The organism is Paraburkholderia sp. SIMBA_027 (assembly GCF_046535315.1).
In the GTDB taxonomy this organism is placed as follows: domain Bacteria; phylum Pseudomonadota; class Gammaproteobacteria; order Burkholderiales; family Burkholderiaceae; genus Paraburkholderia; species Paraburkholderia tropica.
The window spans coordinates 135,914-147,994 of record NZ_JAWRWY010000009.1; the positions used below are offsets into that span (position 1 = coordinate 135,914).

General features: G+C 65.9%; 10 protein-coding genes. 6 read left to right on the top strand and 4 right to left on the bottom strand.

Annotated elements, in window-relative coordinates:
* Positions 1-26: 26 nt before the first annotated feature.
* Positions 27-1,088, bottom strand: a complete 1,062-nt coding sequence (gene queA, locus SB764_RS18465; protein ID WP_321854916.1) for a tRNA preQ1(34) S-adenosylmethionine ribosyltransferase-isomerase QueA — start codon at positions 1,086-1,088, stop codon at positions 27-29.
* 317 nt (positions 1,089-1,405) lie between these two features.
* Between queA and recG the strand changes: the two genes are divergently transcribed.
* From recG to ubiA, 6 genes are all read left to right on the top strand, one after another.
* Positions 1,406-3,703 carry an ATP-dependent DNA helicase RecG gene (recG, locus tag SB764_RS18470; protein WP_074981569.1) on the top strand — a complete coding sequence of 766 codons (2,298 nt, stop codon included), beginning with the start codon at positions 1,406-1,408 and terminating at the stop codon, positions 3,701-3,703.
* 182 nt (positions 3,704-3,885) lie between these two features.
* Complete coding sequence (locus SB764_RS18475; RefSeq protein WP_065065094.1) at positions 3,886-4,845, top strand: hydrogen peroxide-inducible genes activator; 960 nt, start codon at positions 3,886-3,888, stop codon at positions 4,843-4,845.
* A 427-nt stretch (positions 4,846-5,272) separates the two neighbouring features.
* On the top strand, positions 5,273-6,724 hold the full coding sequence (locus SB764_RS18480; protein WP_065065093.1) for a catalase: 1,452 nt from the start codon (positions 5,273-5,275) through the stop codon (positions 6,722-6,724).
* Positions 6,725-6,883: 159 nt separating this feature from the next.
* Positions 6,884-7,060, top strand: a complete 177-nt coding sequence (locus SB764_RS18485) for a hypothetical protein (protein ID WP_156773907.1) — start codon at positions 6,884-6,886, stop codon at positions 7,058-7,060.
* A gap of 167 nt (positions 7,061-7,227) precedes the next feature.
* Positions 7,228-7,716, top strand: coding sequence for a Dps family protein (locus SB764_RS18490; RefSeq protein ID WP_065065092.1), 489 nt, complete (start codon positions 7,228-7,230; stop codon positions 7,714-7,716).
* Positions 7,717-7,948: 232 nt separating this feature from the next.
* Entirely contained in the window at positions 7,949-8,812 is an 864-nt protein-coding gene (gene ubiA, locus SB764_RS18495) for a 4-hydroxybenzoate octaprenyltransferase (RefSeq protein WP_065065175.1), read from the top strand.
* Positions 8,813-9,028: 216 nt separating this feature from the next.
* Here ubiA and proC read toward each other — a convergent pair whose 3' ends face one another.
* The 3 genes from proC to glcF form a co-directional block, all read right to left on the bottom strand.
* A complete protein-coding gene (proC, locus tag SB764_RS18500; RefSeq protein ID WP_065065091.1) occupies positions 9,029-9,844 on the bottom strand; it encodes a pyrroline-5-carboxylate reductase in 816 nt (271 codons plus the stop codon).
* 21 nt (positions 9,845-9,865) lie between these two features.
* Positions 9,866-10,564, bottom strand: coding sequence for a YggS family pyridoxal phosphate-dependent enzyme (locus SB764_RS18505; RefSeq protein WP_065065174.1), 699 nt, complete (start codon positions 10,562-10,564; stop codon positions 9,866-9,868).
* 271 nt (positions 10,565-10,835) lie between these two features.
* Positions 10,836-12,065 (bottom strand): glycolate oxidase subunit GlcF, encoded by a 1,230-nt coding sequence (glcF, locus tag SB764_RS18510; RefSeq protein ID WP_410864279.1) that lies wholly within the window; start codon positions 12,063-12,065, stop codon positions 10,836-10,838.
* Positions 12,066-12,081: the final 16 nt, after the last annotated feature.

Sequence of the window (12,081 nt, forward strand, 5' to 3'; positions counted from 1 at the left end):
AACGGTGGCGGCTTTAATGCCTGGCTTTATGCCTTGAGCGCGTCTGCGGTGCGCGTGAGCAGCATGGCGTCGCCGTAGCTGAAGAAGCGATAACGCTCGGCGATGGCGTGACGATACGCCGCACGAATCGTTTCGATGCCCGCGAACGCGGACACCAGCATCAGCAGCGTCGATTTCGGCAGGTGGAAGTTCGTCACGAGCCGGTCCACCACGCGGAACTGATAGCCCGGCGTGATGAAGATGTCGGTTTCGGCCTGGGTGGCCGCGAGCGGGTGGCCTTCGCGCTCGGCGTCGCGCGCGGCGGCTTCGAGCGCGCGCATCGAGGTGGTGCCCACGGCGATCACGCGGCCACCGCGCGCGCGCGTGGCGGCGATCTTGTCGACGAGCGATTGCGGCAGTTGATACCACTCGCTGTGCATCGTGTGATCGGCGATGTTTTCCACGCGCACCGGCTGGAACGTGCCCGCGCCGACGTGCAGCGTGAGCGTTGCGCGCTCCACGCCCTGGGCGTCGAGCTTCGCGAACAGCGCGTCGTCGAAGTGCAGGCCCGCCGTGGGCGCGGCCACCGCGCCCGGATTCTGCGCGAACACGGTCTGGTAGCGGGTTTCGTCGCCGGCGTCGGCGTCGTGCGTGATGTACGGCGGCAGCGGCAGACGGCCGAACTGCTCGATCAGCGTGAGGCAGTCGTCGGGGAAGTGCAGCGTGTAGAACGGCTCGACGCGCTCGCCCACCGTCACGTCGAAGGCGTCGGCCAGACGCAGCGTGGTGCCGGGCGCCGGGCTCTTGCTCGCGCGGATCTGCGCGAGCGCCGTGCGCGCGCCGGTCAGGCGCTCGACGAGCACCTCGATCTTGCCGCCGCTGGCCTTCTGGCCGAAGAAACGCGCCTTCAGCACCTTGGTATCGTTGAACACCAGCAGATCGCCGGGCGCGATGCACGCGGGCAGATCCGCGACGGTGCGGTCGGTCAGCCGCGCGGGCTGGACGGAATTGTCCACTTCCAGAAGGCGGCTCGCGCTGCGCTCGGGCAGGGCGATCTGCGCGATCAGTGCTTCGGGAAGATCGAAATCGAAATCGGAAAGCTTGAACATGCGGCCTGATGAAACGGAAATGCGCCAAACGGCACTACGCCGACGGTGCGGCGCGCGGCGGTGAAAAGCGGTTGTTGCGGCGGTCTGTGCCGCGCCCGGAGTGCGCCGGGAACACGTTCGGAACGCACCTGGAACGTACCCGGAACTCGCCCGGGCGGCCCGCTCGCGCCCCAAAAAAGCGCCCGGACTGTCTGCCCGCGCGCCCTGAAACGCTATGATTGCGGGGGTACGCACGACGAGGCGGCCTGCACGGCAGGCAGTCGCGCCGATGCGCCGCGCCTGACCGGAAAGCCGATATTGTACTTGCGAAGCCGCCCATGCCCTCGTCCGTTAGTCGAATGATGTCCGAAGCCGATCCCGCGAGCGTCCCGCACGACGACCCGCGTGCGGACGCGCGCGACGAAACGGCGGACGCGCCCGCGCCGCGCAAGCGCGCGGCCGCGAAGAAAAGCGCCGCGAAACCGGCGGAAGACGACGCGAAAGCGAAGGCGAAGGAAAGCGCGAAAGAAAGCGCAAAAGAGAAGGACAAACCCAAGCTCGCCAAAACCGCCGACAAGCTCGCCAAGCTCGGCCTGCGCAGCGACATCGACCTCGTGCTGCATCTGCCCATGCGCTACGAGGACGAAACCACGCTCACGCCCATCGGCGAGCTGCTGCCCGGCGGCGTCTCGCAGACCGAAGGCGTGGTGTTCGACAACGAAGTCGCGTATCGGCCGCGCCGCCAGCTCGTCGTCAAACTGCGCGACCACAACGGCGACGAACTGCATCTGCGCTTCCTGAACTTCTACGGCTCGCAGGTCACGCAGATGGCCGTCGGCAAACGCCTGCGCGTGCGCGGCGACGTGCGCGGCGGCTTCTTCGGCATGGAGATGGTGCATCCGGCCGTGAAGGTCGTGGAAGGCGACGCGCCGCTGCCGCAGGCGCTCACGCCGGTCTATCCGTCGACGGCGGGCGTGAGCCAGGCGTATCTGCGCAAGGCCATCGACAACGCGCTGTCGCGCGCGCATCTGCCCGAACTGCTGCCGGAATCCGTCGCGCGCGAGTTCATGGCGCCGCTCGATCTGCCCGGCCTGATGGACGCGGTGCGCACGCTGCACCATCCGCCCATCAACGCCGACGAGCACGCGCTGATCGACGGCACGCACCCCGCCTGGACGCGCATCAAGTTCGACGAACTGCTCGCGCAGCAGCTCTCGCTCAAGCGCGCGCACGAGGAACGCCGCACGCGCGCCGCGCCCGCCATGCCGCGCCACGTCGCGGGCCGCAAGAGCGAGACCACGCTGCTCGCGCGTCTGCGCGAACAACTGCCGTTTACGCTGACGAACGCGCAGGAACGCGTGGTGGGCGAAATCGCGCACGATCTCGAACAGCCGCATCCGATGCAGCGCCTGCTGCAAGGCGACGTGGGCGCGGGCAAGACCGTGGTCGCGGCGCTCGCGGCGGCTCAGGCCATCGACGCCGGTTATCAGGCCGCGCTCATGGCGCCCACCGAAATCCTCGCGGAGCAGCACGCGCGCAAGCTGCGCGGCTGGCTCGAACCGCTCGGCGTGCAGGTGGCGTGGCTCTCGGGCAGCCTCAAGGCGAAGGAAAAGCGCGCCGCGCTCGAAGCCGCCGCGCTCGGCACCGCGCAGCTCGTGATCGGCACGCACGCGATCATTCAGGACGCCGTGGAATTCGCGCGCCTCGGTCTCGTGATCGTCGACGAACAGCATCGCTTCGGCGTGGAGCAGCGCCTTGCCTTGCGCGCGAAGGCGCAGAACGCGAAGTCGCCGGACGACGCGAAACGCGAGTTCCAGCCGCATCAGTTGATGATGACCGCGACGCCGATCCCGCGCACGCTGGCGATGACCTATTACGCCGACCTCGACGTGTCGACCATCGACGAACTGCCGCCTGGCCGCACGCCGATTCTGACCAAGCTCGTCTCCGACGCGCGCCGCGAGGAAGTGATCGCGCGCGTGCGCGCGGCGGCGCTCACGGGGCGTCAGGTGTACTGGGTGTGTCCGCTGATCGAGGAAAGCGAAACGCTGCAGTTGCAGACGGCGGTGGAGACCTATGAAACGCTCGTGGCCGCGCTGCCCGAACTGACCGTCGGGCTCGTGCACGGGCGCCTCGCGTCGGCGGACAAGGCGGCCGTGATGGACGGCTTCTCGCGCAACGAAGTGCAGTTGCTGGTGGCGACGACGGTGATCGAAGTGGGCGTGGACGTGCCCAATGCGTCGCTGATGGTGATCGAGCACGCCGAGCGCTTCGGTCTCGCCCAGCTTCACCAGTTGCGCGGGCGGGTGGGGCGCGGCACGGCAGCGTCGGTCTGCGTGCTGCTCTACACCGGGCCGCTGTCGCCCACGGGCCGCGCGCGTCTGCAAACCATGCGCGAAACCACCGACGGTTTCGAGATCGCGCGCCGCGACCTCGAAATTCGCGGCCCCGGCGAGTTTCTCGGCGCGCGCCAGTCGGGCGCGGCCATGCTGCGCTTCGCCAATCTCGAAACCGACACCTGGCTGATCGACCCGGCCCGCGACGCGGCCGAACGCCTGCTGCACGAGTATCCGCACGTGGTCACGCAGCATCTGAACCGCTGGCTGGGTGCGCGCGAGCAGTACCTGAAGGCGTAATCTGAAGGCGTAAACAGATCATTTCTCATGCTGACGGCACGCGCGCGGAACCTGCGCGCGTTCTCGCCGTCTGACCCTGTTCGTGATCCCGCCCCGCATAGGGGCGTTGATTATTGGCGAATCGCCGCCATAGGTGTATAAGTACAAACTATTGATTCACCCTTTTTGATTGGTCCCTAGAAATGACGCTCACTGAATTGAAATACATCGTCGCGGTTGCTCGCGAGCGCCACTTCGGACGGGCCGCGGAAGCCTGCTTCGTGAGCCAGCCGACGCTGTCGGTGGCGATCAAGAAGCTCGAAGACGAACTCAACGTGCAGATTTTCGAGCGTGGCACGAGCGAGGTGAGCGTCACGCCAATCGGCGAGCAGATCGTCACGCAGGCGCAGCGCGTGCTGGAGCAGACGCTCGCCATCAAGGAAATCGCCAAGCAGGGCAAGGACCCGCTGATCGGGCCGCTGCGCCTCGGCGTGATCTACACCATCGGGCCGTATCTGTTGCCCACGCTCGTCAAGCAGATGATCAAGCGCGTCCCGCAGATGCCGCTGATGCTGCAGGAGAACTACACGCTCAAGCTGATCGAGTTGCTCAAGCAGGGCGAGATCGACGTGGCCATCATGGCGCTGCCGTTCCCGGAAACGGGCCTCACGCTGCGTCCGCTCTACGACGAACCGTTCGTGGTCGCGCTGCCTTCGGGCCATGCGTGGGAAAAGCGCCCGAAGATCGATCCGGACGATCTCAAGCAGGAAACCATGCTGCTGCTCGGCAGCGGTCATTGCTTCCGCGACCACGTGCTCGGCGTGTGTCCGGAACTGATGCGCTTCTCGCAGAACGCGGACGGCATCCAGAAAACCTTCGAGGGCTCGTCGCTGGAAACCATCCGTCACATGGTCGCGAGCGGCGTGGGCATTACGGTGCTGCCGCGTATGTCGGTGACCGAGGTCAAGCCGCATGCGGGCGGCGTCGATTCGGGCCTGCTTTCGTACGTGCCGTTCGACGAACCCGTGCCCGATCGCCGCGTCGTGCTGGCATGGCGCAAGAGCTTCACGCGCATGCCCGCGATCGAAGCGATCGTCGATGCGATTCACGCCTGCGAATTGCCCGGCGTGAAGAAGATCGAAGCGCCGGTCGAGGCGGTCTAACGCTTTCCTTCCGTTGTCGCGCCGCGCCCTGACATAGGGCGCGGCGTTTTCCTCCCTCCGCGCAGGCATTCGTCCGCGCTCCCATTCCTCAATTCCGACACGCCTTGCGACCCCAATAAACTCAGTCTATTCGATAGATTAAATAAATCAACTTATCACTATCAATAGCGTTTGATACAGTTTCCTCAACCGATCCCCAACACGATCAACCGGAGGAAGCGATGCAAAACCAGGCCAACACGTCCGCTGTCAACCACGCACCGTCGCGCGTTGCGTCGAGTTTGCGCACCGTCGCGTTTTCGCTGCTCGTCGACCGCGCGCTGTCGGCCTGAATCGGCCTGAATATCCGCCGCATCGAATTCCGCGCCGCATCGAATCCCCGCAATTGGCTGTACGCCTCAATCCCCACGAAACCCAGGAGTCCAGGATGACCGAACGCACTCTCACCTCGGCCGCAGGCGCCCCCGTCGTCGATAACCAGAATTCGCAGACCGCCGGCCCGCGCGGCCCCGTGATGCTCCAGGACGTCTGGCTGCTCGAAAAGCTCGCGCACTTCGACCGCGAAGTGATTCCCGAGCGTCGCGTGCATGCCAAGGGCTCGGGCGCGTTCGGCACGCTCAAGGTCACGCACGACATTTCGCACTTCACGAAGGCGAAGGTGTTCGGCGAAGTCGGCAAGGAAACGCCGCTCTTCATCCGCTTCTCGACGGTTGCAGGCGAGCGCGGCGCCGCCGACGCCGAGCGCGACGTGCGCGGTTTCTCGATCAAGTTCTACACGGAAGAGGGCAACTGGGACATCGTCGGCAATAACACGCCGGTATTCTTTATCCGCGATCCGCTCAAGTTCCCCGACTTCATCCACACGCAAAAACGCGATCCGCGCACCAACATGCGCAGCAACGTGGCGGCGTGGGACTTCTGGTCGCGTCATCCGGAATCGCTGCATCAGGTGACGATCCTTATGAGCGATCGCGGCATTCCGAAGAACTATCGCCAGCAGCACGGCTTCGGTTCGCACACGTTCTCGTTCATCAACGCGAACAACGAGCGCTTCTACGTGAAGTTCCACTTCAAGTCGGCGCAGGGCGTGGAGAACTACACCGACGCCGAAGCCGCGCAAGTGGTGGCGCAGGACCGCGAATCGGCGCAGCGCGATCTGTTCAACGAGATCGAGAAGGGCAATTTCCCGAAGTGGCATTTCCGCGTGCAGGTGATGCCGGAAGCCGATGCCGCGAAGGTGCCGTACAACCCGTTCGACATCACGAAGGTGTGGCCGCACAAGGATTACCCGCTGATCGACGTGGGCACGATCGAACTGAACCGCAATCCGGAGAACTATTTCGCCGACGTCGAGCAGGCTGCGTTCACGCCTGCGAACGTGGTGCCGGGCATCAGCTTCTCGCCGGATCGTCTGTTGCAGGGCCGGCTGTTCTCGTACGGCGACACGCAGCGTTACCGCCTCGGCGTGAACCATCACCAGATTCCCGTGAACGCGCCGCGCTGCCCGTTCCACTCGTATCACCGTGATGGCGCGATGCGCACCGACGGCAATCTCGGCGGCAACGTGAATTACGAGCCGAACCGTTTCGGCGACTTCGCGCAGCGTCCCGGCGCAGGCGAGCCGCCGCTCGCGGCCGGTGCGGTCGATCACTACGATCATCGCGAGGACGGCGATTACTACAGCCAGCCGGGCGCGCTGTTCCGCCTGTTCGACGCCGGTCAGCGCGAGCGTCTCTTCGCGAACATCGCGCGGCATATCGCCGGCGTGCCGTCGGAAATCGTACAGGTGCAACTCGAACATTTCCGCCGTGCCGATCCGGCTTACGCGGAAGGCGTGATCGCCGCGATGGCGGCGCTCGCGGAAACGAAGTCGAAGTAAAGCGATAAAAGGCAGGTAAATCAGGGAGTAGTGCACGGAGTGGTGCTGAAAGCAGCGGCGGGGCGTATCGACGTCCCGCCGCGCCCATCATCCGCGCCCATCATCCGCGCCGCAGGAACCGAGGACGAGGCCGCGAGCCTCAAGCAAAGGAGCAGGATCATGACCAGAACGATGACGATGACGCTCAAGACCGTCGGCGCGGGACGCGGCGCCGAGATGGCGCGCACGCGCGCGCAGGGCACGCAGTTCGTGCGCCGCGTGGTGAGCTACGGCATCTTGACGAGCACGCTCGTGGCGATCGCCGCACAGGCTCTGGCGCATTTCGTCGCGCGCTGACGACGCCGGGAACACGCGCTGCTTGTGCCTTGTCCGACCTTGGGGCCGGATGCCCTTGGGTTTTACGCTACACTGACGCCCGATCGAGCGTTTGCGGGGCGCCTGCGGTATCGAGGCGAACGCGACGCCAGCGACCGGAAGTCTCACTGCTATAAATAGGAGTCATCATGGCCAAGAAATCTGCTGTGCAGCACGTGAATATCGGCATCAGCGACAAGGATCGCAAGAAGATCGCGGACGGTCTTTCGCGCCTGCTCGCGGACACCTACACGCTGTATCTGAAGACGCACAACTTCCACTGGAACGTCACGGGTCCGATGTTCAATACGCTGCACCTGATGTTCGAAGGGCAGTACAACGAACTGGCGCTGGCCGTCGACGCGATCGCCGAGCGCATCCGCGCGCTGGGCGTGCACGCGCCGGGCAGCTACAAGGACTTCGCGAAGCTCTCGTCGATTCCGGAAGCCGACGGAGTGCCGGCCGCCGAAGACATGATCCGCCAGCTCGTGGAAGGCCAGGAAGCCGTGGTGCGCACCGCGCGCGCGATCTTCCCGGCAACGGAAGCCGCCAACGACGAGCCGACCGCCGACCTGCTCACGCAGCGCATGCAGACGCATGAAAAGACCGCGTGGATGCTGCGTTCGCTGCTGGCTTGATACACGGTTGATGTGCATGATCCCCGGTTAAAGCGCCACGCGCCGATGCCGGGACACAAAGCCCGCTGGTTGATCCGGCGGGCTTTTTCATTGACGGTGCGTGTTCGAGGGCGTGCGAGCGCGGCTTCGCGGACGCATCGTGCCCGATTTCCCGCGCGCGCCGATGATGAACTCGCGGCGAAGCGCCGCCGCCGTGGCCTACAATAGCGGCATCGTTTTTCGCGCTCCCATCATGTTCGCCCGACTCCCGCTCTATCTGCGGCTCGTCCGCATGGACAAGCCGATCGGCAGCCTGTTGCTGCTGTGGCCGACGCTCAACGCGCTGTGGATCGCCTCGAACGGCCATCCGTCGCTCTCGCTGCTCGTGATCTTCACGGTGGGCACGGTGCTGATGCGCTCGGCGGGCTGCGCGATCAACGATTACGCCGACCGCGATTTCGACCGTCACGTCAAACGCACCGCCGAACGGCCGATCACCTCGGGCCGCATCCGCGCGTGGGAAGCGGTGGCAATCGCCGCCGGTCTCGCGATCGTCTCGTTTCTGCTGATCCTGCCGCTCAACGGGCTCACGAAGCAGTTGTCGGTGGTGGCGCTGTTCGTGGCCGCGTCCTATCCGTTCACCAAGCGCTTTTTCGCGATTCCACAGGCGTATCTGGGCATTGCGTTCGGTTTCGGCATTCCGATGGCCTTCGCCGCGATTCAGGACCACGTGCCTGCGCTCGCATGGATCATGCTGATCGCGAACGTGTTCTGGTCGGTGGCCTACGACACCGAGTACGCGATGGTCGACCGCGACGACGACATCAAGATCGGCATTCGCACCTCGGCGCTCACGTTCGGCCGCTACGACGTGTTCGCAATCATGCTCTGCTATGCGGTCACGCTCGGCATCTACGTGTGGGTGGGCATGACGCTGCAATTCGGCTGGCTTTACTGGCTCGGCTGGGCGGCGGCCGTGGGCTGCGCGATCTATCACTACACGCTTATCCAGCACCGCGAGCGCATGGCGTGCTTCGCCGCGTTCCGTCACAACAACTGGCTCGGCGGCGTGCTGTTCGTGGGCATCGCCGCGCATTACCTCGTGGCCGGTTCGTAAGCGCGACGCACGTTGCGAGTGTAAAAAAAGCGCCTCGAAATTCGAGGCGCTTTTTCTTTGCGCTGCCGGTTGGCGCAGCGAATCACGCATGACGCGCGATGCGCGACGTGGTGAACACGTGGCAAACACCGCGCGACCACATGGCAAACACCGCGACGCACGGTGAGACGCCGCGTGACAGCGACTCCCTACCGCCGCGCCTGCGGCTCGTGCGGCTTACTGCTTGCCGAACTCTTCGCCCATTTCCTTCGCACGCGCGTCGGCGGCCAGTGCGCCGCGCACGATGGCGTCCTTCACGGCCGAGGCGTCGAACGACGCGAGCGCCGCCGCCGTGGTGCCGCCCTTGGACGTGACACGCTCGCGCAGCACCGCGGGCGTTTCATCCGACTGCAGCGCGAGTTGCGCCGCGCCCGCGAACGTGGCGATGGCGAGCGCGCGGCCTTGCTGCTCGTCCATGCCGAGCTGGCGGGCGGCTTCCTCGAGCGCTTCGATGAAATAGAACACGTAGGCCGGACCGCTGCCCGAGATGGCCGTGACGGCGTCGATCTTGCTCTCGTCGTCGAACCAGACGGTCTGGCCGACCGCGCCCAGCACGTTCGAGGCGAGTTCGCGGCCCGCCGCGTCCACGCCGCCGCTCGCGACGAGACCGGTCGCGCCCATGCCGATCAGCGCGGGCGTGTTGGGCATCGTGCGCACGATGCGCGTGTGGCCCTTGAGCCAGCGCGACAGATCTTCGATGCGGATGCCCGCGAGAATGCTGATGACGACCTGATGCGCGCCCAGATGCGGGGCGAGCGATTCGGCGACGACCTTGGCGATCTGCGGCTTCACCGCGAGCAGGATGGCGTCGTAGTCGGCCAGCGCCGCGTCGGCGCCCGCGCCGGTGCGCACGCCGAACTGTTCCTCGCTGCGCTTGCGGGCGTCCTCGTTCGGATCGATCGCATACAGGTTGGCGGCGGGAACGCCCTTGCGGATCAGACCGCCGATGAGTGCGGCGGCCATGTTGCCGCCGCCGATGAAGGCAATTTTCATGGTGTGGAGTGCGTACTTGAATCAGTGAGAATAATCGCGCCCGCCAAAGATCGCGGTGCCGACGCGCACGATCGTGGCGCCTTCGAGCACGGCCGCTTCGAGGTCGGCCGACATGCCCATGGAGAGCGTGTCGAGCGCGAGGCCGTCGGCGCGCAGCGCGTCGAACAGCTCGCGCAGCTGCCGGTGCGGCGCACGTTGCGCCTCGGGCGTTTCAGCCGGCTCGGGAATGGACATCAACCCGCGCAGGCGCAGGTTGGGCAACGCGGCGATGGCGTGTGCGATTTGTACGGCTTCCTCCGGCGCGGTACCGCTCTTGGAAGCTTCGCCGCTCACGTTGACCTGCAGGCACACGTTGAGCGGCGGCATGCCCGCGGGTCGCTGTTCCGACAGGCGCTGGGCGATCTTCAGTCGATCGATCGAATGGACCCAGTCGAAACGCTCGGCCACGGGCCGCGTCTTGTTCGATTGCAGCGGCCCGATGAAATGCCATTCGAGGCTCGCGCGCAGGTCCGCGAGCGCCTCGATCTTGTCCACCGCTTCCTGCACGTAGTTCTCGCCGAACGCACGCTGACCGGCGGCATGCGCGGCGCGCACGTCGTCGGCGGGGAAGGTTTTCGACACCGCGAGCAGCGCAACGGATTCCGGCGCGCGCCCCGCACTGCGGGCGGCGGCGGCGATGCGCTCATGGACGGCTTCGAGGTTGTGGACGAGATCGGTCATCGGATTGGAGGCCGGCCGCGCAGCGCTGCCCGCGGCCGTTACGGCGCACATGAAACGAACGAAGGCAATTATACGGACTGCGCCGGGCCGCGAAACCTCCGCCGAAAGACGTAGGGCTTTTCGGCGTCATGCGGGGGGCAATTTCTGACGGTGCGCATCGGCGTCGCGAGCCCTGACGGATTGGCTCCTACGCCATCCGGCCGACTGTTGGCGCGATCGGCGAATCGCTACGCTGGGACGTGTTTTTTCGACGTCCGGCGCCTTGCCGGCCTCAATTCGCCGCCAGCATATGTTCGATCAACTCAATCCAGTGCGTGACCGGAATCGCCGTGCCGCTTTGCAGGTGTGCGATACAGCCAATGTTGGCCGAGACGATCAGTTGCGGCTCCAGCGCCTTGAGCCGATCCACCTTCTGATTGCGCAGTGTGTACGAGAGGCGCGGCTGCGTGATCGAATAGGTGCCCGCGGAGCCGCAGCACAGGTGACTGTCCACGGGCAGACGCACGTCGAGCCCGAGCGCGCGCAGCACGTGCTCCACGCCGCCGCGCAACTGCTGGCCGTGTTGCAGCGTGCAGGGCGGGTGGTACGCCACGGTATGAATGCCGCGCCGCCGCGTGGCCGCGAGCAACTGGTCCTCGAATGGCGGCAGGATCTCGGCCAGGTCGCGCGTGAGTTCCGCAACCCGCCGCGCCTTCTCCGCGTAGACGGGGTCGTGGCGCATCAGGTGCGCGTATTCCTTGACCGTCGTGCCGCAGCCGGAGGCGTTCATCACGATCGCCTCCACGCCTTGCTCGATATGCGGCCACCAGGCGTCGATGTTCGCGCGCACGTCGTTCAGGGCGTCGTCGGCGTAACCCATGTGCAGACGGATCGCGCCGCAGCAGCCCGCCTGCGGGGCCACCACGGTTTCGATGCCCAGCGCGTCGAGCACGCGCGCCGTGGCCACGTTGATGTTGGGCATCATCGAAGGCTGCACGCAACCGGCGAGCATCAGCATCTTGCGGGCGTGTTTCGCGGTCGGCCAGGCGAGCGGGCGCTGGCGCACCGGCACCTTGTCGCGCAGCCGTCGCGGCAGCAGGGCGCGCACTTGCTGGGCGAAGCGCATGGCCGGCGAAAACAGCATGCGGCGCGGCAGGAAGCCCGCCAGAAAACGCCGGGTCAGACGCTGGCGCAGCGGGCGCGGCACGCGCTCTTCGGCGAGCTTGCGGCCGATTTCCACGAGCCGGCCGTACTGCACGCCCGAGGGGCAGGTCGTCTCGCAACTGCGGCAGGTGAGGCAGCGGTCGAGGTGCGTGAGCGTGCTTTTCGAGACCGTCGCGCCTTCCACCATCTGTTTCATCAGATAGATGCGCCCGCGCGGGCCGTCGAGTTCGTCGCCGAGCAACTGGTACGTCGGGCAGGTCGCGGTGCAGAAGCCGCAATGCACGCACTTGCGCAGGATCGCGTCGGCTTCGTCGCCGTCGGGGGTGTTGCGAATGAAGTCCGCGAGGTTCGTCTGCATCGCCGCGTGATGGTCA

Bases quoted from the DNA above. Each gene is read 5' to 3' on its own strand.
- SB764_RS18505 (WP_065065174.1), bottom strand. From the start codon at position 10,564: ATGACCGATCTCGTCCACAACCTCGAAGCCGTCCATGAGCGCATCGCC.
- ubiA (WP_065065175.1), top strand. From the start codon at position 7,949: ATGTTCGCCCGACTCCCGCTCTATCTGCGGCTCGTCCGCATGGACAAG.
- recG (WP_074981569.1), top strand. From the start codon at position 1,406: ATGCCCTCGTCCGTTAGTCGAATGATGTCCGAAGCCGATCCCGCGAGC.
- SB764_RS18485 (WP_156773907.1), top strand. From the start codon at position 6,884: ATGACCAGAACGATGACGATGACGCTCAAGACCGTCGGCGCGGGACGC.
- glcF (WP_410864279.1), bottom strand. From the start codon at position 12,065: ATGCAGACGAACCTCGCGGACTTCATTCGCAACACCCCCGACGGCGAC.
- SB764_RS18480 (WP_065065093.1), top strand. From the start codon at position 5,273: ATGACCGAACGCACTCTCACCTCGGCCGCAGGCGCCCCCGTCGTCGAT.
- proC (WP_065065091.1), bottom strand. From the start codon at position 9,844: ATGAAAATTGCCTTCATCGGCGGCGGCAACATGGCCGCCGCACTCATC.
- SB764_RS18475 (WP_065065094.1), top strand. From the start codon at position 3,886: ATGACGCTCACTGAATTGAAATACATCGTCGCGGTTGCTCGCGAGCGC.
- SB764_RS18490 (WP_065065092.1), top strand. From the start codon at position 7,228: ATGGCCAAGAAATCTGCTGTGCAGCACGTGAATATCGGCATCAGCGAC.
- queA (WP_321854916.1), bottom strand. From the start codon at position 1,088: ATGTTCAAGCTTTCCGATTTCGATTTCGATCTTCCCGAAGCACTGATC.